The organism is Goekera deserti (assembly GCF_010685995.1).
GTDB lineage: Bacteria > Actinomycetota > Actinomycetes > Mycobacteriales > Geodermatophilaceae > Goekera > Goekera deserti.
Genome location: NZ_JAAGWK010000010.1, coordinates 88,696 through 111,163 on the forward strand (window position 1 = coordinate 88,696; position 22,468 = coordinate 111,163).

The 22,468-nt window shown below is 74.2% G+C and carries 27 protein-coding genes; 10 read left to right on the forward strand and 17 right to left on the reverse strand.

The annotated features are described in order from the left end of the window. Positions 1–32: 32 nt before the first annotated feature. The 3 genes from G1H19_RS07705 to G1H19_RS07715 all read left to right on the forward strand — a co-directional run bounded on the left by G1H19_RS07705 (position 33) and on the right by G1H19_RS07715 (position 3,016). The gene (locus G1H19_RS07705) at positions 33–944 is read left to right on the forward strand and encodes a sugar kinase (protein WP_202925852.1); all 912 of its coding nucleotides are present in this window, start codon (positions 33–35) and stop codon (positions 942–944) included. Then, a complete protein-coding gene (locus G1H19_RS07710; RefSeq protein ID WP_202925853.1) occupies positions 941–1,636 on the forward strand; it encodes a bifunctional 4-hydroxy-2-oxoglutarate aldolase/2-dehydro-3-deoxy-phosphogluconate aldolase in 696 nt (231 codons plus the stop codon). Before G1H19_RS07705 ends, G1H19_RS07710 begins: the two co-directional genes overlap by 4 nt. 144 nt (positions 1,637–1,780) lie before the next feature. Further along, positions 1,781–3,016 carry a serine/threonine-protein kinase gene (locus tag G1H19_RS07715; RefSeq protein WP_235928051.1) on the forward strand — a complete coding sequence of 412 codons (1,236 nt, stop codon included), beginning with the start codon at positions 1,781–1,783 and terminating at the stop codon, positions 3,014–3,016. 9 nt (positions 3,017–3,025) lie between these two features. Here the strand turns inward: G1H19_RS07715 and rdgB are convergent, their stop codons facing one another. Further along, positions 3,026–3,637 carry an RdgB/HAM1 family non-canonical purine NTP pyrophosphatase gene (gene rdgB / locus G1H19_RS07720; RefSeq protein WP_152729806.1) on the reverse strand — a complete coding sequence of 204 codons (612 nt, stop codon included), beginning with the start codon at positions 3,635–3,637 and terminating at the stop codon, positions 3,026–3,028. Then, the gene (gene rph / locus G1H19_RS07725; RefSeq protein WP_162392708.1) at positions 3,634–4,371 is read right to left on the reverse strand and encodes a ribonuclease PH; all 738 of its coding nucleotides are present in this window, start codon (positions 4,369–4,371) and stop codon (positions 3,634–3,636) included. Before rph ends, rdgB begins: the two co-directional genes overlap by 4 nt. Positions 4,372–4,429: 58 nt before the next feature. Between rph and G1H19_RS07730 the strand changes: the two genes are divergently transcribed. Beyond that, positions 4,430–4,834 carry a YjbQ family protein gene (locus G1H19_RS07730; RefSeq protein WP_152729807.1) on the forward strand — a complete coding sequence of 135 codons (405 nt, stop codon included), beginning with the start codon at positions 4,430–4,432 and terminating at the stop codon, positions 4,832–4,834. Between the two features lie 69 nt (positions 4,835–4,903). Beyond that, on the forward strand, positions 4,904–5,395 hold the full coding sequence (gene bcp / locus G1H19_RS07735; RefSeq protein ID WP_152729808.1) for a thioredoxin-dependent thiol peroxidase: 492 nt from the start codon (positions 4,904–4,906) through the stop codon (positions 5,393–5,395). A gap of 94 nt (positions 5,396–5,489) precedes the next feature. Here the strand turns inward: bcp and G1H19_RS07740 are convergent, their stop codons facing one another. The 8 genes from G1H19_RS07740 to G1H19_RS07775 all read right to left on the reverse strand — a co-directional run bounded on the left by G1H19_RS07740 (position 5,490) and on the right by G1H19_RS07775 (position 11,395). Beyond that, positions 5,490–6,065, reverse strand: a complete 576-nt coding sequence (locus tag G1H19_RS07740; RefSeq protein WP_152729809.1) for a DUF4262 domain-containing protein — start codon at positions 6,063–6,065, stop codon at positions 5,490–5,492. Between the two features lie 107 nt (positions 6,066–6,172). After that, positions 6,173–7,132 (reverse strand): non-homologous end-joining DNA ligase LigD, encoded by a 960-nt coding sequence (ligD, locus tag G1H19_RS07745; RefSeq protein ID WP_162392709.1) that lies wholly within the window; start codon positions 7,130–7,132, stop codon positions 6,173–6,175. A gap of 40 nt (positions 7,133–7,172) precedes the next feature. After that, positions 7,173–7,916: an MBL fold metallo-hydrolase gene (locus G1H19_RS07750; RefSeq protein ID WP_162392710.1), complete on the reverse strand. Its 744-nt coding sequence runs from the start codon at positions 7,914–7,916 to the stop codon at positions 7,173–7,175. Next, positions 7,913–8,725, reverse strand: a complete 813-nt coding sequence (gene murI, locus G1H19_RS07755) for a glutamate racemase (protein ID WP_152729810.1) — start codon at positions 8,723–8,725, stop codon at positions 7,913–7,915. Before murI ends, G1H19_RS07750 begins: the two co-directional genes overlap by 4 nt. A gap of 40 nt (positions 8,726–8,765) precedes the next feature. Next, positions 8,766–9,473 carry an HAD-IA family hydrolase gene (locus G1H19_RS07760; protein WP_152729811.1) on the reverse strand — a complete coding sequence of 236 codons (708 nt, stop codon included), beginning with the start codon at positions 9,471–9,473 and terminating at the stop codon, positions 8,766–8,768. Then, the gene (locus tag G1H19_RS07765) at positions 9,470–10,420 is read right to left on the reverse strand and encodes a PLP-dependent cysteine synthase family protein (RefSeq protein ID WP_152729812.1); all 951 of its coding nucleotides are present in this window, start codon (positions 10,418–10,420) and stop codon (positions 9,470–9,472) included. Before G1H19_RS07765 ends, G1H19_RS07760 begins: the two co-directional genes overlap by 4 nt. Before the next feature lie 61 nt (positions 10,421–10,481). Continuing rightward, positions 10,482–10,757: a MoaD/ThiS family protein gene (locus G1H19_RS07770; RefSeq protein WP_152729813.1), complete on the reverse strand. Its 276-nt coding sequence runs from the start codon at positions 10,755–10,757 to the stop codon at positions 10,482–10,484. Positions 10,758–10,921: 164 nt separating this feature from the next. After that, positions 10,922–11,395, reverse strand: a complete 474-nt coding sequence (locus G1H19_RS07775; RefSeq protein WP_162392711.1) for a M67 family metallopeptidase — start codon at positions 11,393–11,395, stop codon at positions 10,922–10,924. 112 nt (positions 11,396–11,507) lie between these two features. Here G1H19_RS07775 and G1H19_RS07780 point away from each other — a divergent pair, with 112 nt between their 5' ends. Further along, positions 11,508–11,867, forward strand: a complete 360-nt coding sequence (locus G1H19_RS07780) for a hypothetical protein (RefSeq protein ID WP_152729814.1) — start codon at positions 11,508–11,510, stop codon at positions 11,865–11,867. Here G1H19_RS07780 and G1H19_RS07785 read toward each other — a convergent pair. Next, the gene (locus tag G1H19_RS07785; protein ID WP_152729815.1) at positions 11,806–12,303 is read right to left on the reverse strand and encodes a DUF2017 domain-containing protein; all 498 of its coding nucleotides are present in this window, start codon (positions 12,301–12,303) and stop codon (positions 11,806–11,808) included. The two genes, G1H19_RS07780 and G1H19_RS07785, sit on opposite strands and share 62 nt — an antisense overlap. Then, a complete protein-coding gene (gene clpS / locus G1H19_RS22555) occupies positions 12,300–12,596 on the reverse strand; it encodes an ATP-dependent Clp protease adapter ClpS (protein ID WP_162392712.1) in 297 nt (98 codons plus the stop codon). Before clpS ends, G1H19_RS07785 begins: the two co-directional genes overlap by 4 nt. Before the next feature lie 40 nt (positions 12,597–12,636). Between clpS and G1H19_RS07795 the strand changes: the two genes are divergently transcribed. Further along, complete coding sequence (locus tag G1H19_RS07795; protein WP_152729816.1) at positions 12,637–13,950, forward strand: nicotinate phosphoribosyltransferase; 1,314 nt, start codon at positions 12,637–12,639, stop codon at positions 13,948–13,950. Positions 13,951–13,968: 18 nt separating this feature from the next. Here G1H19_RS07795 and serB read toward each other — a convergent pair whose 3' ends face one another. Together serB and ctaD are read right to left on the reverse strand one after the other, a co-directional pair. After that, entirely contained in the window at positions 13,969–15,264 is a 1,296-nt protein-coding gene (gene serB / locus G1H19_RS07800; RefSeq protein WP_235928052.1) for a phosphoserine phosphatase SerB, read from the reverse strand. A gap of 96 nt (positions 15,265–15,360) precedes the next feature. Further along, positions 15,361–17,112, reverse strand: a complete 1,752-nt coding sequence (gene ctaD, locus G1H19_RS07805; protein WP_235928053.1) for an aa3-type cytochrome oxidase subunit I — start codon at positions 17,110–17,112, stop codon at positions 15,361–15,363. Between the two features lie 279 nt (positions 17,113–17,391). On the opposite strand from ctaD, the gene G1H19_RS07810 reads away from it, so the two are divergent. Next, positions 17,392–17,661: a GlsB/YeaQ/YmgE family stress response membrane protein gene (locus tag G1H19_RS07810; RefSeq protein ID WP_152729818.1), complete on the forward strand. Its 270-nt coding sequence runs from the start codon at positions 17,392–17,394 to the stop codon at positions 17,659–17,661. Positions 17,662–17,764: 103 nt separating this feature from the next. On the opposite strand, the gene G1H19_RS07815 is transcribed toward G1H19_RS07810, so the two are convergent. Further along, positions 17,765–18,619, reverse strand: a complete 855-nt coding sequence (locus G1H19_RS07815) for a putative RNA methyltransferase (RefSeq protein ID WP_152729819.1) — start codon at positions 18,617–18,619, stop codon at positions 17,765–17,767. Between the two features lie 97 nt (positions 18,620–18,716). Here G1H19_RS07815 and G1H19_RS07820 point away from each other — a divergent pair, with 97 nt between their 5' ends. Further along, a complete protein-coding gene (locus G1H19_RS07820; protein ID WP_152729820.1) occupies positions 18,717–19,256 on the forward strand; it encodes an HAD domain-containing protein in 540 nt (179 codons plus the stop codon). A gap of 21 nt (positions 19,257–19,277) precedes the next feature. On the opposite strand, the gene G1H19_RS07825 is transcribed toward G1H19_RS07820, so the two are convergent. Further along, entirely contained in the window at positions 19,278–19,781 is a 504-nt protein-coding gene (locus tag G1H19_RS07825; RefSeq protein WP_152729821.1) for a metallophosphoesterase family protein, read from the reverse strand. 85 nt (positions 19,782–19,866) lie between these two features. Here G1H19_RS07825 and G1H19_RS07830 point away from each other — a divergent pair, with 85 nt between their 5' ends. Next, a complete protein-coding gene (locus G1H19_RS07830) occupies positions 19,867–21,381 on the forward strand; it encodes an MFS transporter (protein ID WP_235928054.1) in 1,515 nt (504 codons plus the stop codon). A gap of 24 nt (positions 21,382–21,405) precedes the next feature. Here the strand turns inward: G1H19_RS07830 and G1H19_RS07835 are convergent, their stop codons facing one another. Then, positions 21,406–22,365, reverse strand: a complete 960-nt coding sequence (locus G1H19_RS07835; protein WP_235928055.1) for a cytochrome c oxidase assembly protein — start codon at positions 22,363–22,365, stop codon at positions 21,406–21,408. Between the last annotated feature and the right edge of the window lie 103 nt (positions 22,366–22,468).

Below are 22,468 nucleotides of genomic sequence, written 5' to 3' on the forward strand. Positions count from 1 at the left end.
CGCACGGCCATCCGCACGCGGGATGCGGCCCCATGACCCGATCGTCACCTGGGAGTGAGTCCATGATCCCATCCCTCACCGGCGCCGTGCTGTGTCTCGGCGAGACGATGGGCGTCGTGGCGCCCATGGCGCCCGAGCCCCTCCGGCTGGCGGAGACCTTCCGCATGGACGCCGGAGGTGCGGAGTCGAACGTGGCCATGGGGCTCGCTCGGCTCGGCCATCGCGTGGTGTGGCGGAGCCGGCTCGGCAACGACCCTCTGGGTCAGCGGGTGCTGGACCGCCTGGTGGCAGCAGGCGTCGAGCCGTGGGCCGAGATCGACCCGGACCGACCCACCGGGCTCTACCTGAAGGACCCGGGCGCCGGGGTGCACTACTACCGAGCCGGGTCAGCTGCCGCGAGTTCGTCCCCGGCCCTGCTCGATGCGGTGCGATGGAACGACGTCAGCATCGTCCACGTCAGCGGCATCCTGCCCGCCCTGTCAGCCGGCTGCGCCGACCTGGTCGACGCGGTGCTCGATCGTGCCGCCGCCGCATCGGTGACCGTCAGCTTCGACGTGAACTTCCGCCCGGCGCTCTGGAGCTCGCAACGGGCATCGATGTTCCTCCGCGAACTCGCGCGCCAGGCGGACATCGTCTTCGTGGGCCTGGACGAGGCGCAGGCCCTCTGGGGCAGCGCCGACGCCGAGGACGTCCGGCGCCTCCTGCCCGATCCTGACCTCCTGGTGGTGAAGGACGCTGCGGTGGGCGCCACGGCCTTCCACGGGGCGGCCGTGGTCTTCGAGCCGGCGCTCGTGGTCGACGTCCTCGAGCAGGTGGGCGCCGGCGACGCGTTCGCGGCCGGCTTTCTCGCCGCCACGTTGGAGAAGCGGTCTCTCGGCGACCGCCTGCGCCTGGCCCACACATGCGCAGCCCGCGTGCTCGGCACGACGGGGGACGTCTGGTGACGACCGGACGCCCGACCTCCGGGCGCCTGGACCGGCTTCTCGCGACGGGCGTCGTCGCCGTCCTGCGCGCCCCGTCCGCGGAGTGCGCGACCGCCACGATCGAGGCGTTGGTGCGCGGCGGGATCTCCGGGGTCGAGGTCACGTACTCGACGCCGGACGCAGCCGCGGTCATCAGTCGGGTCGTCCAGGAGCACGGTGATGCAGTCGTCGTCGGGGCCGGCACCGTCCTCCGACCGGCGCAGGCTCGCGAGGCGGCCGACGCAGGTGCGGAGTTCCTCGTCAGCCCCGGCATCGATCCGGTGATCTGCGCCGCGATGGCAGGCACCGGGGCCTTGGTGGTCTCCGGCGCTCTCACCCCCACCGAGGTGATGCTCGCCCGCGCTCACGACGCGGACGTCGTCAAGGTGTTCCCGGCCTCGGTGGTCGGCCCCGGCTACCTGTCCGCTCTGCTCGGCCCCTTCCCCGGCACGTCGTTCATGCCGACGGGAGGTGTCACACCGGACACCCTGAGCGCGTGGTTCGGCCACGGGGCGGCCCTCGTGGGGGCGGGTTCGGATCTGATGCCCGGGGCGGCGATGGCGTCGGGGGACATGGCCGAGATCGAGCGGCGGGCATCTCTCTTCCGTACTGCGCTGGACCACGTCAGCCGGGCCGGGCACCACCGTTCCAGGAGGGAACAGCAGGGGCGCTGACGGCGTGGGCGAACGTCCCGGGACAGCTCCCGGTGGTGGTCGGTCGGCGACGGCGAGCGGCTGGTCCTGACTGTCCGCGCAGACCGTCCGTGACCGCCCGGTCACCCGGGTTTGGGCGGGCGCCGGAGGACGTAAGGTCCGCCCGTGGTCGCCGACGCAGTGCCCGACGGCCGGCTGGTCGCCGGGCGGTACACGCTGACGGCCGAGTTGGGCCGGGGCGGCATGGGCGTGGTCTGGCGGGCCACCGACCACGTGCTGGAGCGCGAGGTGGCGCTCAAGGAGATCACCTTCCCGCTGCACACCACGGCCGAGGAGCGCGAGGTGCTGCGCGAGCGCACCCGCCGCGAGGCCCGGGCCGCGGCACGGCTGGACCACCCGAACGTCACCACCGTCTACGACGTCGTGGAGGACGGCGGCGAGCCGTGGCTGGTGATGGAGCACGTGCCCTCCCGCAGCCTGCAGGAGATCGTGGACGCCGACGGCCCGCTGCCCCCGGCCACCGTGGCCCGGATCGGCCTGGACGTGCTGTCCGCGCTGGAGGCCGCGCACCGGGCCGGGATCGTGCACCGCGACGTGAAGCCGGCCAACGTGCTGGTCGGCGCGGACGGGCACGCGTGGCTCACCGACTTCGGGATCGCCTCCACCACCGGGTCAGCCACGCTCACGATGGACGGCATCGTGCTCGGCTCGCCCAGCTACATGGCCCCGGAGCGGGCGCACGGCGAGGACCCGCTCCCCCCGGTCGACCTGTGGTCGCTGGGCGCCACGCTCTACACCGCGGTCGAGGGCCGGCTGCCGTTCTCCCGGGGCGAGCCGATGGCCACGCTGCTGGCCGTGGTCAGCGAGGACCCGGAGCCGCCGGTGGCCGCCGGGCCGCTGGCCCCCGCACTGCACGCGCTGCTCACCAAGGAGCCGGCCCGCCGGGCGGGTGTGGACCAGGCCCGGTTGCTGCTGCAGGACGTCGTGGCCGGCCGCACGCCGGCCGGCCCGCACGCCGCCGGTGGCCTGCCGGGGACGCCGACGCTGCACGTCGCCGCCGGTGCCGGCAACCGGGTGGAGCGCTTCGACCGGCAGCAGCTGCGGGCGCTGGCCTCGGCGTCCCGCTCGGCGCTCGGCGCGGTCGCCCGGGACGCCCGGACCCAGGCCCGGGACGTGCGGCACCGGGCACTGGACGGCGCCATCGACCAGGCGCGGACGCTGGCCGAGCGGCGCGCGACCCCCACCAGGACCGCGGGGCCCGCGACCGGCCCGCGCGCCCCGCGGCGCTTCCGGTTCAAGCGCCGCTGGGTGGTGGTGCCGGCCGCCGTGGGCCTGCTGCTGCTGACCCTGCTGGTCGCCGGGCTGGTGCTGGGCGCGGTGCTGCTGTCCCGGTCGTTCTGAGCCGGCCGGTCAGCGGCCGGTGAGCACCTCGGCCAGCACCGGCACCAGTGCGGCGAACGCCTGCCCGCGGTGGCTCATCGCGTCCTTGTCCGTGGGCGCCAGCTCGGCGGCGGTGACGTCCAGCCCGGCCGGTGCGAACACCGGGTCGTAGCCGAAGCCGTTGCTGCCGCGCGGCTCGCGGACGACGACGCCGCGCCAGCGGCGCTCCAGCACGTGCTCCCGGCCGTCCGGGGTGACCAGCGCCGCCGCGCACACGAACGCCCCGCCACGGCGCTCGTCGGGCACGTCGGTGATCTGGGCGAGCAGCAGGGCGGTGTTGGCCGGGTCGTCGCCGTGCCGGCCGGCCCAGCGCGCGGAGAGGATCCCCGGCATCCCGTTGAGCGCGTCGACGGTCAGCCCGGAGTCGTCGGCCACCGCCGGCAGGCCGGTCCAGCGCACCGCCTCACGGGCCTTGAGCAGCGCGTTCTCCTCGAAGGTGGCGCCCGTCTCCGGCACCTCGGGGTACTCCGGCACGTCCCGCAGGCCGATCACCTCGACGCCGGGGACGGCGGTGGCCAGCATCCGCTGCAGCTCGACGAGCTTGCCGGCGTTGCGGGTGGCCAGCAGCAGCCGGGTGCTCATCGGGTGGGCACCGGCGCTGCGAGCGCCTCGGTCTGGGCCCGGGTGAGGTCGGCGCACCCGGCGACGGCCAGGTCGAGCAGCTGGTCCAGGGTGGCCCGGTCGAACACGGCGCCCTCGGCCGTGCCCTGCACCTCGACAAACCCGCCGCTGCCGGTGCAGACCACGTTCATGTCGGTGCCGGCCTTCACGTCCTCCTCGTAGGCGAGGTCCAGGCGCGGCTCGCCGTCGACCACCCCGACGCTGACCGCGGCCACCGACTCGACCAGCGGCGCGGGCCTGCTGAGCTTCCCCCGCCCACCCAGCCACGTCACCGCGTCGGCGAGCGCCACGTAGGCGCCGGTGATCGCCGCGGTGCGGGTGCCGCCGTCGGCCTGCAGCACGTCGCAGTCCAGCGCGACGCTGTTCTCCCCCAGGGCGGCGAGGTCGATCGACGCCCGCAGGGAACGGCCGATCAGCCGGCTGATCTCGTGCGTGCGGCCACCGATCTTGCCCCGCACCGACTCCCGGTCGTTCCGGGTGTGGGTGGCCCGGGGCAGCATCGAGTACTCGGCGGTGACCCAGCCCAGACCGGAGCCGCGCCGCCAGCGCGGCACGCCCTCGGTGACGCTGGCCGCGCAGAGCACCCGGGTGCGGCCGAACTCGACGAGCACCGAGCCCTCGGCGTGGTCGAGCCAGTTGCGGGTGATGGTCACCGGGCGGAGCTGGTCGGCCGAACGGCCGTCGGGGCGGGTCACGTGCGCCGAGGGTAGTGGTCGCCCTGCGGGCCGCCCGCCGCCCTGTCAGGCTCGCGCCATGCGATCGGAACTGCGCCGCGTGCGCACCGGGGCCGACCCGGTGGTGGTCGACCTGACCGACGAGTGCGCCGAGTTCGTCGCCGACCAGGGCGACGGCCTGTTCCAGCTCTTCGTGCCGCACGCGACGGCCGGCATCGCGATCATCGAGACCGGCGCCGGCAGCGACGACGACCTGCTGCGCCAGCTCGACGAGCTGCTGCCCCGCGACGACCGCTGGCGGCACCGGCACGGCGCGGCGGGCCACGGCCGGGACCACGTACTGCCCGCCTTCGTGCCCCCGCACGCCACCGTGCCGGTGCTCGAGGGCCGGATGGCGCTGGGCACGTGGCAGCGGATCTGCTTGGTGGACACCAACGTGGACAACCCCGAGCGGCACGTGCGGCTGACGTTCCTGCCCGGCTGAGGCACCCGCCGGGGTCACCCGGACGACGCCCTGAACAGGAACGTCACCGGCGACCGGCAGAATGACGGCATGACCGAGACCACGGACACCGCGCCCACCCGGCTGAGCCCCGGCGACCCGGCGCCCGAGTTCACCCTGCCCGACGCCGACGGCAACCCGGTCGCCCTGGCCGACCGGCGCGGGCGGCGCGTGATCGTGTACTGCTACCCCGCCGCGCTGACCCCCGGCTGCACCACGCAGGCCGTCGACTTCACCGCCGCCGCGGGCGACCTCGCCGAGGCCGGGCTGGACATCATCGGCATCTCCCCCGACCCGCCGGCCAAGCTGATGACCTTCCGGGAGAAGGAGGGCCTGGACATCACCCTCGTCTCCGACGAGGACAAGTCCGTGCTCGCCGCCTACGGCGCCTTCGGGCCGAAGAAGCTGTACGGCAAGGAGGTCGTCGGGGTCATCCGCTCGACGTTCGTGATCGACGCCGACGGCCGGGTGGAGAAGGCCGCCTACAACGTCAAGGCCACCGGGCACGTCGCGAAGCTGCGCCGGGACCTCGGCCTGGACTGAGCGGCCACCCCCTCGCCCCCCACCCCTCGCAGGCCGGCCCCTGCGAGGGGGCCGGGCGGTCGCCGCGAGGGAGCCGGCGGGCGGCCCGACAGCCTCACGTGGTCCAGGTACCCGGCCGGGGCTGGCAGTCCGGGCCGCACGGCCAGCCGGGGTCCCACGGGAACGAGCCGTCGGTGTGCGCCCAGGTGAGCTGCAGCGCCGGGACCGAGTACTCGTCGGGCCGGCAGTAGAACTCGTTGGCCCGGACGACGACGTCGCCGGGGTTGGGCAGGTGTTCCACCACCAGCCCGCCCGGCCGGCCCGGCAGGTCGATCTGCTCGCCCGGCAGCAGGTCCCGACCGGCGACCACCAGCCGGGCCGTGGTGTCGAGCAGGTCGTGGCCCTCGTCCGGCCCCACCCCGACGACGACCAGCTCGGGGTGCCCCAGGCCGAACAGGCCCACGGTGTAGCCGAACGCGGGTCCCCCGGCGGACGACATGGGGTGCTCCGGGTCGTCGTCCCACCCCACGTCCCCGTCGTCGCCGGGTACCAGGTCCCAGTCGTCGGGTCCCGCGTCCCACGGATCGCAGCGGTCGACGTGCACGACGGTGAAGCGGTGCCGGCGGACCAGCTGGGCGGTGTGCGCACCAGCCTGGTCGAGGAAGGCGGTGATCTGCGGGTGGGGGTCCATGCCCCGAGCCTGGTCCGCGGCCCGCTGCGCCGGTGCTGGACGGGAGCACCTGTGGACGGGCGCACCACCTGGGGACGCCGGGGCCGGTCCTGTCGGTGGGTCGTGCTTCACCCGGTGGCGGGTGCCGGCCCGTCCCCGCGCTCCCGGGCCGCCCGGGCGCGGCGCTTGCCCTCGTGCATGGCCGCCACCCGGGCGACCGGGATGGTGTGGCCCTGCGCGACCAGGTCCGCGGGGAGCTGCTGCGGCGCCGGCAGCAGCGCCGCCCAGTCGGCCAGCTCGCCGGGCGCGGCCACCGAGACGTCGCCGGGCCGCGCCCCGGGCAGGGCGTCCCACGGCACGGGCGCCGACACCGGCAGGCCGGGCCGCACCCGCGGGCTGTAGGCCGCCACGACCGTGCCGCGGCCCGACCGGGTGGAGTCCACGAAGACCCGGCCGTCCCGGTCGGCCAGCAGGTAGGCGGTGGTCGCCGCCGCCGGGTCCAGCTCGGCGGTGCGCGCGGCCAGCGCCCGGGTGGCCGCGGCGACGTCCTCGGGCCCGGACCCGTGCACCGGGACGACGACGTGCAGCCCGCTGGCGCCGCTGGTCTTCACCGCCCCGGCCAGCCCGGCGTCGGCCAGGGCGCGGCGCACCAGCTGGGCCACCGCGACCACCTGGGAGAAGTCGGCGCCCTCGGGCGGGTCCAGGTCCAGCACCAGGCCGGTGGGCCGGTCACCGCCGGCCGGGGTGAAGGGCACGTGGAACTCCACCGCCCGCTGGTTGGCCAGCCACAGCAGGGTGCGCCGGTCGTCGCAGAGCACCTGGTGGGTCTCCCGGTGCACCGCGTCGGACCAGACCGCCACCGTGCGCACCCAGGCCGGCGCCCCCTTGGGCACGTTGCGCTGCACGAACGGCGCCTGCCCGGGCCGCACCCGGACCACCGTGAGCGGCCGGCCGGCCAGCAGCGGCACCAGCCGGTCGGCGACGGCGTCCAGGTGGTCGACCAGCTGGCCCTTCGTCACGCCGAGCCCGTCGCCCAGCGGCTGGTCCAGGCTGCTCAGCCGGACGCCGTCCCGCTCCTCGTCGACCACCCGCCCACCGTGCCCGCCGCGCCGTCGACCGGCAAGCCCGCTACACGTCGTAGACGGCGCCGGCGCGCACCAGCTCGGTGGCCGGGAACGCGCGGGTCGCGGCGGCCAGCTGGGCCGGGGCGTCGACCCAGGGCGGCACGTGGGTGAGCAGCAGGCGGCCGACGGCAGCAGCGGCGGCGTGCTCGCCGGCCTCGGTCCCGGTGAGGTGCAGTGCCGCGGGCAGGCCGGGCACGCCGTCGGGGTGGGCGGCCTCGGCGAGCAGGACGTCCGCGCCGCGGGCCAGCTCGACCACCTCCGGGCAGGACCCGGTGTCGCCGGTGTAGACCAGCGAACGGCCACCGGCCTCCAGCCGCACGGCGTGACACTCCACCGGGTGCTCGGTGCGCACCGTGGTGGCGGTGAATGGCCCGATCTCGAACGTGCCCGGCCCGACCGCGGTGGTGCTGAAGACGTCGTCGATCGGCCCGTCGCCGTCGCTGTAGGCCAGCGCGAGCCGGCGGTCGGCGCCGACCGGGGCGTACAGCGGCACCGGCCGGCCCGACGAGCGGCCGCTGTAGCGGTGCCACACGATGAACGGGGCGACGTCCAGGCAGTGGTCGGCGTGCAGGTGGCTCAGGAAGACGGCGTCCACGGTGTCCGGGTCGACGATCCCCTGCAGGGCACCGAAGGCCCCGTTGCCCAGGTCGAGCAGCAGCCGGAACCCGGCCACCTCCACCAGGTAGCAGGACGCCGCCGACTCCGGGCCCGGCGCGCTGCCCGAGCAGCCGACCACGGTGAGCCTCACGCGCGCGCCACCGCGGCGACCGCGCCGATCTCCGGGCCGAGGAACCGGCGACCGAGCCGCGCGAACGGCTCCGGGTCACCGGTGGCCAGGAACCGGTGCTGCGGCGCGGGGGCGTCGGGGTCGCGCAGCAGGTCGGCGCGGGTGAGCACCCGGTACACGTCCTTCGCCGTCTCCTCCGCGCTGCTGACCAGGGTCACCTCGTCGCCCAGCACGAGGGAGAGCACCCCGGTGAGCAGCGGGTAGTGCGTGCAGCCCAGCACCACGGTGTCGACGTCGGCGCCGAGCAGCGGGTCCAGGTAGGACTGGGCGAGCCCCAGCAGCTGACGCCCGCTGGTGACCCCGCGCTCGACGAAGTCCACGAAGCTGGGGCACGCCGCGCTGGTGACGGTGATCTGCGGCGCGGCCGCGAACGCGTCCTCGTAGGCGCCGCTGGTGACCGTGGCCTGCGTGCCGATCACGCCGACCCGGCCGGTCCGGGTGGCCGCGGTGGCCCGGCGGACGGCGGGCAGCAGCACCTCGACGACGGGGACGTCGTAGCGCTCCCGGGCGTCCCGCAGGCAGGCCGCGCTGGCGGTGTTGCAGGCGACGACGAGCATCTTGACCCCCGCCGCCACCAGGTCGTCCATGATCGCCAGCGAGTGCCGGCGCACCTCGGCGATCGGCAGCGGACCGTAGGGCCCGTGCGCCGTGTCGCCGGTGTAGCGGACCGCCTCGTGCGGCAGCTGGTCGAGCACCGCCCGGACCACGGTCAGCCCGCCCACCCCGGAGTCGAAGATGCCGATCGGGGCGTCCGCGGGGGCTGTGCTCATCTCACCGCCCAGGCTAGCCGCCGGTGCCGACCGGAACGGGTCAGGGGGCGCGCAGCACCGCGTCGGACGGCAGGAGCAGGCCGCCGTCGACCCACCGGGCACCGCCGAGGTCGCGGACGACCACGGGTGCCGCCGTGCCCAGGGCGCGTTCGCTGACCCCGAGCACCGCCGCACCGGAGGCCAGCCCGGCGGCGACGCCCGCGGCGCTGTCCTCGACCACGAGGCACTGCTCGACCGGGAGGCCCAGCCGGCGGGCGCCGAGCTGGTAGCCCTGCGGGTCGGGCTTGCCGCGCTCGACGTCCTCGGCGGTGACCAGGACCGCCGGCAGCGGCAGGCCGGCGGCGCGCAGCCGGGCCGAGGCCAGCGCCAGGCTGCCGGAGGTGACCACGGCCCACCGCTCGGCCGGCAGCGTGGGCAGCAGCTCGGCGGCCCCGGGCAACGCGGTGACCACGGCCGAGTCCTCCAGCTCGTAGGCGTCGATCAGCCGGGTGGCCTCGGCCTGCCGGGCGCGCGGCACCAGCGTCGCGACGGTGTCGGCGGACCGGCGGCCGTGCACGGTGGCGATGACCCGGCCGGGGTCGAGGTCGTGCTCGTGCGCCCACCGCGCCCACGACACCGCGACCGCCGCGTCGGAGTCGACCAGCACCCCGTCGTTGTCGAACAGCACCCCGCCCGCCGCCAGGTGCAGGCCATCCTGCAGGGGCCCGCCACGAGCCTGCGAGTGGTGGGGGGCAGGGTGGTCCTTCATGCCCAGAGCTGGCCGTCCAGCGCGGCCGCGCCCTCCTCCAGGCTGCCCGCGTAGGCGCCGGTGGACAGGTACTTCCAGCCGCCGTCGCAGACGATGAAGACGATGTCGGCCTTGCGGCCGGCCGCGACCTCCTTGTCGGCCACGCCCAGCGCCGCGTGCAGGATCGCCCCGGTGGAGATGCCGGCGAAGATGCCCTCGCGCTCGACCAGCTGGCGGGTGCGGTGCAGGGCGTCGTCCGGGCCGACGGAGAAGCGGCTGTCCAGCAGCTCGGGGTCGTACAGCTCGGGGATGAAGCCCTCGTCGATGTTGCGCAGGCCGTAGACCAGCTCGCCGTAGCGGGGCTCGGCGGCGATGACCTGCACGCCGGGCTTGTGCTCGCGCAGGTACCGGGAGACGCCCATCAGGGTGCCGGTGGTGCCCAGACCGGCCACGAAGTGGGTGATCGTGGGCAGGTCGGTGAGGATCTCCGGGCCGGTGCCGTCGTAGTGCGCCTGGGCGTTGGCCGGGTTGCCGTACTGGTAGAGCATCACCCAGTCCGGGTGCTCCGCGGCCAGGCCCTTGGCCACCGCGACGGCCTCGTTGGAGCCCCCGGCGGCCGGCGAGCTGATGATCTGCGCGCCGTACAGCTCCAGCAGCTGGCGCCGCTCGACCGAGGTGTTCTCCGGCATGACGCAGATCAGCTTGTAGCCACGCTGCCGGGCCACCATGGCCAGCGAGATGCCGGTGTTGCCGCTGGTCGGCTCCAGCACGGTGGCCCCCGGGCGCAGCCGGCCGTCCTTCTCCGCGGCCTCGATCATCGCGATGGCGGCGCGGTCCTTGATCGAGCCCGTCGGGTTGTGGTCCTCCAGCTTGGCCCACAGCCGGACGTCGGACGTCGGCGACAGCGACGGCAGCCCCACCAGCGGGGTGCCGCCGAGGGACTCGACGAGGGAGTTGAAGCGGGCCATGACGGGACTCCAGAGGCAGACAGGAACGCCCGGGGAGGGCGCCGGGGGCGGTGCGGCGCGGTCAGCCGCCGGCGACGGCGGGCAGGATGGTGACCGAGTCGCCGTCCTTGACGGCGGTGTCCAGCGAGCCGGTGAAGCGGACGTCCTCGTCGTTGACGTAGACGTTGACGAAGCGGTGCAGCTTGCCCTCGTCGGTGACCAGGCGGCCCTTGATGCCGGGGTGCTGGGTGTCGATGTCGTCGACCAGCGCGCCGAGCGTGGCGCCACTCCCCTCGACCGTCTTGTTGCCCCCGGTGTGGGTGCGCAGGATGGTCGGGATGCGGACCTCGATGGCCATGTGTGCGGGTTCTCCTCAGGTGGACGGGGGGCTGCGTGAGGGCAGCGCGCGACAACTGGACGGCGTAACGCTCGACGACGGCGGCCGATTCCACCGCCGTCCCGGCCCTCCTGCGGGGCCCCGCGACGTGCGGGGCGCGCCGTGGGGGCAGGAGGGTCCTGGCGTCAGTCGTAGACGACGGTGGCCGGCGAGTGGCCGAAGAGGTAGGACTCCACCACGTCGACGTCCTCCTCGGTGACCACGCCGTCGACGATGCGGAAGCTGCGGAACTCGACCTCGTCGCCGACCAGGCCGGTCTGCGTGCCGTGCTCGCGGGTGGAGACCAGCACGTAGTGCGCGTGCGGCTCGGAGGCGTAGCTGATGTCGGTGCGCGACGGGTACGCCTCGGTGGCGGTGTGCGAGTGGTAGACCACCACCGGCACCTCGTCCCGGTCGTCCATGTCCCGGTAGAGCCGCAGCAGGTCCCCGGAGTCGAACTCGTAGAACGTCGGGGACCGCGCGGCGTTCAACATCGGGATGAACCGTTCGGGGCGGTCGCTGTCCTCGGGACCGGCGACGACGCCACAGGCCTCGTCCGGGTGGTCCTCCCGGGCGTGGGCCACGATGGCGTCGTAGGTCGCGCGGTCGATGCGCAGCACGGCGCCATCGTAAGCCGACGACCCGGCTGCTGGACCCCCCGGCCCGGCCGTGACCCCTGCACGGGTGAACAGCTGACGTCCGCCGGACGACGGGGCGATACCGTGCCGTCTCGTGGTGGTCATCCAGGTGCTCATGGCGCTCGGCGTCCTGGCGCTGCCGGTGCCGGCGCTGGTGCTCGGCTCGGCGAACCTGATGCGCCGCAGCGGCCGCTACAGCCCCGACCAGCGGGCCGACCGGCTGGGCCTGGTCGTGCTGGTGCTGGCGCGGGTGCTCGGGCTGGTGGCCATGCTGGCGCTGTCCGCCGTCGTGCTGGTGTCCACCGTGGGCGCGCTGGTCAAGGGCCTCGAGCTGCCGAGCCTGGTGTACGTGTTCTTCGTCGCCAGCCTGCTGCTCGCGGTGCTGGTGCTGCTCACCTACGGCCGCGGCCTGCCGCGGTCACGGCGTCGACCAGCGACCCCTGCACGGCGGTGAGCCAGTAGTAGACCGCCAGCTGCTGCTCCTCGTCGCTGGTGACCTCCGCCGGCGGCTCGGTGTCCTCGGTGATGTCCAGCCGGGTGCCCAGCGCCAGCCGCAGGTCGTTGGTCGAGCGCAGCCAGGCGCGGGCCTGGTCGGTGTCCAGCTGCAGGTCCCCGCCACCGACCGGCAGAGTGGCCCGCACGACCGCCAGGTCGTCGGCCTTGCCCTCCCGCAGCGCGCCCTCGGTCAGCGACCGGTAGTCCGCGGCCACCTCGGGGTCACCCCGGTGCCCGGGCGGCAGCAGCCGCGCCAGCACCGGGTCGCCGCCGGCGTCCTCGGCGTCGGCGTCGAGCAGCTGCTCCAGCTGGTCGCACAGCAGCCCCAGGACGTCGACCTCGGCCCGGTCCAGCCGAGCCACCAGGCCGTCGCGCGTCCGCGTGAAGGGCGTCATGAGTCCCGCTGGTAACTGGCCCACAGGCCGTAGGCGTGCAGCCGGCTGGTGTCGTGCTCCATGCGCTCGCGGGGCCCGGAACTGACGATGGCCCTGCCCTCCTCGTGCACCTGCAGCATGAGCGTGGTGGCGGTCTGCTCGTCGTAGCCGAACAGCTCCTGCAGCACGAACGTCACGTACGTCATGAGGTTCACCGGGTCGTTCCAGACGATGGTGACCCACGGGCGATCGAGCTCGGAGACCACCTCGGTCGTCGTCTCGGGGGTGCGCGTGGGCGCGAGGGGACCGGCCACGGCTCACACTGTAGGAGCCCACGATCTAGGCTGCTGGCCCATGTCGGACGAGCACCCACCGCCCGCGCCCGGCCGCACCGGCCCCGCCCTGCTCACCGACCGGTACGAGCTGACGATGCTCGCCGCCGCGCTGGCCGACGGCACGGCGATGCGCGACTGCGTCTTCGAGGTCTTCGCCCGGCGGTTGCCGCACGGCCGGCGCTACGGCGTGCTGGCCGGCACGGGGCGGCTGCTGGAGGAGCTGGCCGCGTTCCGCTTCGGTGCCGCCGAGATCGACTCGCTCCGCGCCCAGGGCCTGGACGACGAGCGGCTGCTGGACTGGCTGGCCGGCTTCTCCTTCTCCGGGGACGTCGACGGCTACGCCGAGGGCGAGGTGTTCTTCCCCGGCTCGCCGGTGCTCACGGTGCGCGCGCCCTTCGCCGAGGGCGTGCTGCTGGAGACCCTCGCGCTGTCGGTGCTCAACCACGACAGCGCGATCGCCTCCGCCGCGGCCCGCATGGTGGGCGCCGCCTGCGGGCGCCCCTGCATCGAGATGGGCTCGCGGCGCACCCACGAGCAGGCCGCGGTGGCCGCCGCACGCGCCGCGTACCTGGTCGGCTTCTCCGCCAGCTCCAACCTGGCCGCCGGCCAGCGCTACGGGGTGCCCACCACCGGCACCAGCGCGCACGCCTTCACCCTGCTGCACGACGACGAGGCATCGGCGTTCCGCGCCCAGGTGGCCGCCCTCGGCGTCGGCACCACGCTGCTGGTGGACACCTACGACGTCACCCAGGGCATCCGGACGGCGGTCGAGGTGGCCGGCCCGGAGCTGGGTGCGATCCGGTTGGACTCCGGCGACCTGCCCTCGCTGGCCACCGCCGCCCGCGCGCAGCTGGACTCCCTGGGTGCCACCGGCACCCGGGTGATCGTCACCAGCGACCTGGACGAGTACGCGATCGCCGCGCTGCAGGCCGCCCCGGTGGACGGGTACGGCGTCGGCACCTCGCTGGTCACCGGTTCCGGCGCCCCCACCGCCGGCATGGTCTACAAGCTCGTCGAGCGGGACGGCGTGCCGGTGGCGAAGAACTCCGAGGGCAAGCGTTCGGTGGGTGGCCGCAAGCAGGCGGTCCGGCGGCACGACCCGGCGGGCACGGTCACCGCCGAGGTGGTGAGCAGCGCACCGATCGAGCCCCGGGACGGCGACCGGTCGCTCGTCGTCCCGCTGGTGCGGGGCGGGCGCCCCGTGCTGCCGACCGACCCGGCGCGGGCGCTGGAGGCCGCGCGGGAGCACCACCGGCGCTCGCGGGAGGCGCTGCCGGCGGAGGCGTCTGCGCTGTCCCGCGGGGAGGCCGTCGTCGAGACGCTCGGGGCGTGAGGCCGGCCCGGTGGGTGCTCAGTCGGCCGGGCCGGCGTCGAGCACCTCGTCGCGGGTGAACCCGAGCACCTGCAGGACGGCATCGAGGTAGGGCTGGTTCAGGGCGGTGTCGGCCTGCTCGCGGACGAAGGGCTTGGCGTTGAAGGCGATGCCCAGGCCGGCCGCCGCCAGCATGTCCAGGTCGTTGGCGCCGTCGCCCACGGCCACCGTCTGCTCCATCGGGATGCCGTGCTCGGCGGCGAAGCGGGCCAGCGCGCGGGCCTTGGCCGCCCGGTCGACCACCTCGCCGACCAGTCCACCGGTCAGCCGGCCGTCCACCACCTCCAGGGTGTTGGCGGCGGAGAAGTCCAACCCGAGCGAGGCGGCGAGCGGGTCGGTGATCTGGGTGAACCCGCCGCTGACGATGCCGCAGCGGAAGCCGAGCCGCTGCAGGGTGCGGATGAGCGTGCGCGCCCCGGGGGTGAGCACCAGGTGCTCGCGCACCTCGTCCAGCACCGACTCCGGCAGCCCGGCCAGCGCCGCCACCCGGGCTCGCAGCGACTGCTCGAAGTCCAGCTCGCCGTTCATCGCGGCGGCGGTGATCCGGGCGACCTCGTCGGCCCGTCCCGCCCGCGCCGCCAGCTCGTCGATCACCTCGCCGCGCACCAGCGTGGAGTCCACGTCCAGCACGATCAGCCGCTTGCTGCGGCGGGCCAGGCCGACCTGCTCCACGGCGATGTCGGCGCCGGTCTCGGCGGCGACCCCGGCCAGCCCGGCGCGCAGCGGCGCCGCCTGCGCCCCGGAGACGGTCAGCTCGAAGCTGGTCACCGGGTAGTCCGACAGCCGCCGGATCGCGTCGATGTTGCCGCCCACCGCGGCGATGGCCCGGGCGGCACCGGCCACCGCGTCCGGGGGCACCGGGCGCCCCAGGACGATCACGTGGTGCCGGCGCGCGTCGGCAGCCGGCGCCCCGCCACTGCCGGGGTCGCCGTGCTCGACCGTCACCTGGACGCCGGTGGCCGCGCTGACGTCGGCGGCCACGACGTCGAGTGAGTCCACCAGGGCCCCGGACCCGGGCGGCCGCTGCCCGGTCAGCGCGCGGACGACGACGCCCAGGACGAGCTGGCCGTGCACGACCACCTGCTCGACGTCGAGCACCTCCACCCCGGCCCCGAGCGCGCCCAGCCCGGTGAACAGCCGGGCGGTGACCCCGGGCCGGTCGGCACCGGTGACCGTGATCAGCGCCGTCGGCCCGGAGCCGCCGGGAGCCGGGCGGGCAGGCGGACTGGCCACGTCGGCGGTCGCGGAGACGTCGATCGCGCGAGTGTCGGTCACCCGGTCATCGTGCCGGACGCCCCCGGCACGGACGACGAACGCCCCGCCGGCCGGGTGGCTGACGGGGCGTTCGAGGTCGGCCCGGGGGGCCTCAGCTCAGGTCGGGTCCTTGTCGGCAGGACCCTGACGCGAACCGGTGCCGTCCAGCAGCTCGCTGGCGTAGGGCTCGTGGCCCTTGCCGGCGTGCGCCTCCATCTGCAGACGGTCCTTGAGGTGCGGGTAGTGCAGCTCGAACGCGGGGCGCTCGGACCGGATGCGCGGGATCTCGGTGAAGTTGTGCCGCGGGGGCGGCGAGGACGTGGCCCACTCCAGGGAGTTGCCGTGGCCCCACGGGTCGTCGCGCAGGGCGAGCTTCCCGTACTTCCAGGACTTCACGACGTTGTAGAGGAACGGGATCGTCGAGGCGCCCAGGATGAAGGACCCGATCGTCGAGACCGTGTGCATCGTGGTGAAGCCGTCCGTCGGCAGGTAGTCGACGTAGCGGCGCGGCATGCCGGAGCTGCCCAGCCAGTGCTGGATGAGGAACGTGGCGTGGAAGCCGACGAAGGTCAGCCAGAAGTGCAGCTTGCCCAGCCGCTCGTCCATCATCCGGCCGCACATCTTGGGGAACCAGAAGTAGATCCCGGCGTACGCGGCGAACACGACCGTGCCGAACACCACGTAGTGGAAGTGCGCCACGACGAAGTAGCTGTCGTTGACGTGCCAGTCCAGCGGCGGGCTGGCCAGCAGCACACCGGTCAGGCCACCCAGCAGGAAGGTGATCAGGAAGCCGACCGAGAAGAGCATCGGCGCCTCGAAGGTGATCTGCCCCCGCCACATCGTACCGATCCAGTTGAAGAACTTGATGCCCGTCGGGACGGCGATCAGGTACGTCAGGAAGGCGAAGAACGGCAGCAGCACCGCGCCGGTGGCGAACATGTGGTGCGCCCAGACGCTGAGCGAGAGGGCCGCGATGCCGATCAGGGCGAAGATCATGCCCTTGTAGCCGAACAGCGGCTTGCGGCTGAACACCGGGATGATCTCGGAGATGATCCCGAAGAACGGCAACGCGATGATGTAGACCTCGGGGTGCCCGAAGAACCAGAACAGGTGCTGCCACAGCATCGCCCCGCCGTTCTCGGTGCTGAACACCAGCGCACCGAGGTGCCGGTCGGCCAGCAGGGCCATCAGCGCGGCGGTGAGGATCGGGAAGGCCAGCAGCACGAGCACGCTGGTGACCAGCGTCGCCCACACGAAGATGGGCATCCGGAACATGGTCATGCCGGGAGCGCGCAGGCAGACGATCGTGGCGATGAAGTTGACGCCACCGAGGATCGTGCCGAGGCCGCTGACCGCGAGGCCGGCGATCCACAGGTCGCCACCGGCGCCCGGGGAGTTGGTCACGTCCGACAGCGGGCTGTAGGCGTACCAGCCGAAGTCGGCCGCGCCGCCCGGGGTCAGGAACCCCGCGACCGCGATGGAGGACCCGAAGAAGAACAGCCAGAAGGAGAAGGCGTTCAGCCGCGGGAAGGCGACGTCCGGGGACCCGATCTGCAGCGGCATGATCAGGTTCGAGAACGCGAAGAACAGCGGGGTCGCGAAGAACAGCAACATGATCGTGCCGTGCATCGTGAACAGCTGGTTGTACTGCTCGGCCGAGAGAAACTGCAGGCCGGGCCTGGCCAGCTCTCCTCGGATCAGCATGGCCATCAACCCGCCGGCCATGAACCAGATGAACGACACGACCATGTACATCAGGCCGATCGTCTTGTGGTCCGTGGTGCGCAGCAGCATCGACAGCCGCGAGCCCTTCTCGGGCACGTGAGCAGGACTGGGCCGGCTCACGATCGGCGCGGGTGCGATCGTCACAAGGCGCAGCTTAGACGCTGCTGGAGCGGCCTGTGCGGAACCTGCCGGGGAGCCCCCCATCACCCTGTGGGGTGAGCCACCGACAGCACCGTCCAGCTGGCTCACAGGAACCGGCCGGCACGGGAAAGCCCAGTTCAGGAGCCCGTTCCAGGATCCGAGGTGGGCGACCGAAGATCAACACGATGTTTGAGAACGGCAGTACCGGGGCACCACGACCCTGCCTCTGGACGGACCAGGGCATCGCGGTGGCCCTGGCCACCAGCACCAAGGAGGCTCCCCATGATCTGGAACGTCATCGTGCTCATCGTCATCGGTGCGATCGCCGGCTTCATCGCCCGCGCGGTCATCCCCGGCAAGCAGGACCTGGGCATCGTGCTGACCATCGCGCTGGGCATCATCGGCTCGTTCGTCGGCAACCTGCTCGGCAGCCTCATCCAGGGCAACGGGTTCGAGCTCGGCACCTCCGGGATCATCGGATCGATCCTCGGCGCCATCGTCGTCCTCGGGATCTACGTCGCCGCGACCGGCCGCAAGCGCGTCCACCACTGAGGCACCGCTGCTCCCTCCCCGAGAGGGAGCAGCCGCACCACGCACCCACGAGGGCCCGGCCACCTGGCCGGGCCCTCGCGCGTTGCCGGGGTGCCGCCGGCCCTCAGCGGCGCGGCGTCCAGGTGGCGACGTCGACCGCCAGGGTCACCGGCACGACGGACGGCAGTGCGGCCACCGCGGCGCCCAGCGCCGCCGGGTCCAGGTGCCGGGCGTGCGGGCCCATCCCGACCAGCGTCCGCACGGCGCCGTGGTCCAGCTGCAGCACCTCCCGGTGCACCGCGGCCCGCACCGGGGCGAGGTCGGGCTCCAGCGCGGCGCCCAGCCGATCGGCCTTGCGCGGGTCGACGGTGAGCAGGCCCAGCGGACCGACCAGCTCCCCCAGGTGGTCGGTCGCCGGCGTCACCACCACCAGCCGGCCGCCCGACCGCAGGACGCGGGCGGTCTCGGCACCGTTGCGCGGGGCGAAGACCACCAGCACCCGGTCCAGCACCGCCGACCGCACCGGCCAGCGGCCCCAGGTGTCGGCCACCACCGCCATCGCGCGCGGGTGCGCCCGGGCGGCTCGGCGGGCGGCGTAGACCGAGGAGTCCAGCACCACGCCGACCGCACCGGGGGCCCGGTCGAGCACCCCGGCCAGGTGCTGTCCCGTCCCACCCCCGGCGTCCAGCACCGAGCCGGGCTCCCCGTCGGCGAGCACCGCGGCGGCGAGCGCCGAGGTCAGGCCCGCGTAGTGCCCCGCGGCCAGGAAGCCGACCCGGTCGGCCACCATCCCGGCGGAGTCACCGGCGACGGCCGGCGCGCCGGGGGTCCGCAGCGACACGTGTCCCTGCCGGGCGCGGTCGAAGGCGTGCCCGACGGTGCAGCGCAGGCCGTCCCGGTCCGGGCCCAGGCGCGCGCCGCACACCGGGCACGCCAGCAGGGCGACGGCCTCGGCCGGCATCGGCGGGCGCGACGTCATGCCCGGCAGCCTGCCAGCCGGCGACGGGGAGGACCCTGGAGCCGACGACGACAGCGGGCGCCGGCCTGGTCACGGCCGGTGCCTGCGAGGGGGTGGGATGGACTCCGCGACGGACGGGCCGGCGGTGCTGCTGCTGGACGTGGACGGCGTGCTCAACGGCCTGGCCGGGCTGGCTGCGCTGCCCGACGGCTGGCAGCAGGGCACCTACAACGGCTACCTGGTCAGCTGGGACCCCACGATCACCGCCCGGTTGCGCTGCTGGCACGACGACGGCCTGGTGCAGATCCAGTGGCTGACCACCTGGACCACCGACGCCGACCGGCTGCTGGCCGGGCCGATGGGGCTGCCCACCGGGCTGACCACCCACCGGCGTCCCGACCGGGCGCTGCCCACCGGGCACGGCGACCGGTTCCGCGGCCTGCGCACCTGGTGGAAGCTCGGCCCCGCGCAGGAGGTGACCCGCAGTCGGCCGGGCCGGCGGGTGGTCTGGATCGACGACGACCTGGGCAGTGGTGACCCGCTGACCGACGACTGGCTGGCGGGACAGCCGGAGGTGCTGGTCGTCGCCCCCGACCTGCACGCCGGCCTCACCCACCGCGAGCTGGACGACGTCGAGACCTGGCTGCGCGCCGGCTGACCGCCCGGCTGCCACGCGCGCTCAGCGCAGGACGGGGTGCAACCGCACGTCGGCCAGCCGCCCGTCGTCGACCACGGCCGTGAGCCAGGTGCCGTGCGGCTGACGCCGCCGGTCGGTGGGCGAGCCGGGGTTGAGCAACCGCAGGCCGGTGCCGGTGGTCGTGTCCCAGGGGATGTGGCTGTGCCCGAAGACCAGCACGTCGTCGTCGGGGAACCGGGCGGCGCAGCGGGCCTCCCGGCCGGCGGCCGGACCCGTCTCGTGCACCACGGCCAGCCGCAGGCCCTCCAGCTCCACCCGGGCGACCTCGGGCAACCGGTCGCGCAGCGGCCCGTGGTCGTTGTTGCCGTACACCCCGACGAGGCGGCGGGCGCGCTCCTCGAGTTCGTCCAGCAGGGCGACGTCGACCCAGTCCCCGGCGTGCACGACGACGTCGGCCGCCTCGACCGCCGCCCACACCGCGGGCGGCAGCGCCTTCGCCCGCTTCGGCAGGTGGGTGTCGCTGATCACCGTCAGTGAGATGGCCATGAACCGGTCACCTCCCGCCGGTAGCGTCCGGACCGCACACGAGCGCCACAGATTACCCAGCCCGCACCCTCCCGGAGGACCCCGCGTGACCGAGCCCGCCCGATCCCCCTCCGGACCCGTCCTGACCGACGAGCCCTACCCCCGACGCTGGCTCGCACTGGCCGTCATCGCCGTCACGGTGCTGATGATCGTGCTCGACGCCACGATCGTGAACATCGCCCTGCCGGCGGTCGCCGCGGACCTCCAGATCACCCCCGCCACGCAGCAGTGGATCGTCACCGCCTACACGCTGACATTCGGCGGGTTCCTCCTGCTGGGCGGCCGGATCGCCGACTTCTGGGGCCGCAAGCGCACCTACCTGGTGGGCGCCGTCGGTTTCGCCCTCGCCTCCGCGCTGGGCGGCGTGGCCACCAACGAGGCCATGCTCTTCGCCGCCCGCGCGCTGCAGGGCACCTTCGGCGCGCTGCTCGGCCCGGCGTCGCTGGCCCTGATCACCGTGCTGTTCACCGACCCGGCCGAGCGGGCGAAGGCTTTCGGCGTCTACGGCGCCATCGCCGGCGGCGGGTCGGCCGTGGGCCTGCTGCTCGGCGGGGTGCTCACCGAGTACGCCAGCTGGGAGTGGTGCTTCTGGGTCAACGTGCCGGTGGCCGTCGTCGCCGTCGTCGCAGCCCTGCGGATCGTGCCGGAGAGCAAGGCCACCGGTGAGACGACGTACGACGTCCCGGGCGCCGTGCTGGTCACCCTGGGCCTGGCGTCGCTGGTCTACGGCTTCACCCAGGTGGCCGAGCAGGCGCAGAGCGACCCCACCGGCAACGCCTGGGGCGACCCCGCGGCCCTGGCCTTCATCGTCGTGGGCCTGGTGCTGGTCGCGGCGTTCACCGTCGTCGAGCTCAAGGTGCGCAACCCGCTGCTGCCGATGCGGCTGGTGCTCGACCGCAACCGCGGCGGCGCCTACCTGACCTCGACGTTCGTCGGCGCGGGCCTGATCGGCGCGTTCTTCTTCCTGTCGCTGTACTTCCAGCTGGTCAAGGGCTACACGCCGATCACCGCCGGTCTCGCCTCGCTGCCCACCACCCTGGGCGTGCTCGTCGCCGCTGGTTCCGCCAGCGCACTGGTGCCGAAGATCGGCCCCAAGCCGCTCATGGTCGCCGGCGGCCTGTTCGCGGCCGCGGGGCTGTTCCTGATGTCGTTCCTGACGCCGGACACCGCCTTCGTCACCCTGGTGCTGCCGGGCGAGCTGCTGCTGGGCCTCGGGCTGGGGCTGACCTTCGTGCCGCTGTCGAACCTGGCCCTGGTCGGCATCGACCCGCGCGACGCCGGCGCGGCCAGCGCGGTGCTGCAGGCCGTGCAGCAGATCGGCGCCTCGATCGGCACCGCGCTGCTGAGCACGATCTCGGTCACCGCGATCACCGCGGCCGCCTCCGACGACCCGACGACGGGCCCCGCCGGCCCGGGGCTGCAGGCGATGACCGAGGGCTACACCACCGCCCTGTTCTGGGGCTCGGTGCTGCTCCTGCTCGGTGCACTCACCTCACTGGTGATGATCAAGGCCACCAAGGAGGACCTGCCCGCCGAGGGCGCCGTCGCGCACGCCGGCTGACGGAGTCCGGCGCCCGCCCTGCACTCAAGGGCGGGCGTCGGCCATCCGGCGCAGCCGCTCGTTGTAGGCGACCAGGTCGGCGTCACCGTTGCGGTCGGCCGTGCGGTCCTGCGTGCGCCCCTTGCGCTCCTCGCTGCCGGCCCACTGGAAGAACACCACGGCCAGCACCAGCACCGTCGGCAGCTCCCCGAACGACCAGGCGATGGAACCCGCGGTGGCCTGGTCGGCGAGCGCGTCCACGCCCCAGGACGCGGGCGGGTTCGCGAAGCTGGTCACCAGCAGCGAGTCGGCCATCATGATCGCCACGCCGAAGAAGGCGTGGAACGGCACCGGGAGCAGCAGCTCGCCCATCCGGCCCGGGTGGCTCAGGTTCCGCGGCCACGGGTCGGCGCCGATGATCGGGCCGAAGAAGAGCAGCCCGGTGACGGTGAAGTGGGCCAGCATGACCTGGTGGCCGAACGGGTCGGCCATCAGGTCGTCGAACACCGGCGTGAAGTAGACGCCGTAGAGGCTGCCGATGAACAGCGGCATCGTGAAACCCGGGTGCGACAGGAAGCGCGCCACCCGGCTGTGCAGCGCCTCCAGCAGCAGCGCCCGCGGCGTGCCGGCCGCGGTCCTGCCGCGGGGCAGCGTGCGCAGCGCCAGGGTGACCGGCGAGCCGATCAGCAGCAGGATCGGCGCGATCATCGACAGCACCATGTGCTGGGACATGTGCACGCTGAACAACACCATCGCATAGCCGTTCAGCCCGGTGCCGGTGACGGCGAACAGCGACAGGGCGCCCAGCGCGAACGAGAGCGTTCGCCACCAGGGCCAGCGCACCCCGGAGCGCCGCAGCCGCACCAGCCCGACGAGGTAGGCCGCCAGCGCCAGCACCGAGACGGCCGGGATCAGCGACCACGCGTCCAGGTGCGGCACGAACATCCGCGCCCAGGTGGGCGGGTCGGTCGGCATCCACATGCCGCTGTGGTCGGTGTGGTCCACGCGCTACCTCCGTCGTGCCGTGCTGGGCGGACAGCCCGCTCCCCCACTGTCCCACCACCTCGGACACAGAGGTCGGCCCCCTCGCAGGGTCCCGCCGCGCGCG

What these genes read in the sequence shown, in the direction of transcription:
- G1H19_RS07820 (WP_152729820.1), top strand. Translation starts at nt 18,717, where the DNA reads ATGGACTCCGCGACGGACGGGCCGGCGGTGCTGCTGCTGGACGTGGAC.
- G1H19_RS07785 (WP_152729815.1), bottom strand. Translation starts at nt 12,303, where the DNA reads ATGACGCCCTTCACGCGGACGCGCGACGGCCTGGTGGCTCGGCTGGAC.
- G1H19_RS07730 (WP_152729807.1), top strand. Translation starts at nt 4,430, where the DNA reads ATGCGATCGGAACTGCGCCGCGTGCGCACCGGGGCCGACCCGGTGGTG.
- G1H19_RS07810 (WP_152729818.1), top strand. Translation starts at nt 17,392, where the DNA reads ATGATCTGGAACGTCATCGTGCTCATCGTCATCGGTGCGATCGCCGGC.
- G1H19_RS07765 (WP_152729812.1), bottom strand. Translation starts at nt 10,420, where the DNA reads ATGGCCCGCTTCAACTCCCTCGTCGAGTCCCTCGGCGGCACCCCGCTG.
- G1H19_RS07825 (WP_152729821.1), bottom strand. Translation starts at nt 19,781, where the DNA reads ATGGCCATCTCACTGACGGTGATCAGCGACACCCACCTGCCGAAGCGG.
- G1H19_RS07760 (WP_152729811.1), bottom strand. Translation starts at nt 9,473, where the DNA reads ATGAAGGACCACCCTGCCCCCCACCACTCGCAGGCTCGTGGCGGGCCC.
- murI (WP_152729810.1), bottom strand. Translation starts at nt 8,725, where the DNA reads ATGAGCACAGCCCCCGCGGACGCCCCGATCGGCATCTTCGACTCCGGG.
- rdgB (WP_152729806.1), bottom strand. Translation starts at nt 3,637, where the DNA reads ATGAGCACCCGGCTGCTGCTGGCCACCCGCAACGCCGGCAAGCTCGTC.
- G1H19_RS07740 (WP_152729809.1), bottom strand. Translation starts at nt 6,065, where the DNA reads ATGGACCCCCACCCGCAGATCACCGCCTTCCTCGACCAGGCTGGTGCG.
- G1H19_RS07795 (WP_152729816.1), top strand. Translation starts at nt 12,637, where the DNA reads ATGTCGGACGAGCACCCACCGCCCGCGCCCGGCCGCACCGGCCCCGCC.
- G1H19_RS07705 (WP_202925852.1), top strand. Translation starts at nt 33, where the DNA reads ATGACCCGATCGTCACCTGGGAGTGAGTCCATGATCCCATCCCTCACC.
- bcp (WP_152729808.1), top strand. Translation starts at nt 4,904, where the DNA reads ATGACCGAGACCACGGACACCGCGCCCACCCGGCTGAGCCCCGGCGAC.
- G1H19_RS07770 (WP_152729813.1), bottom strand. Translation starts at nt 10,757, where the DNA reads ATGGCCATCGAGGTCCGCATCCCGACCATCCTGCGCACCCACACCGGG.
- G1H19_RS07815 (WP_152729819.1), bottom strand. Translation starts at nt 18,619, where the DNA reads ATGACGTCGCGCCCGCCGATGCCGGCCGAGGCCGTCGCCCTGCTGGCG.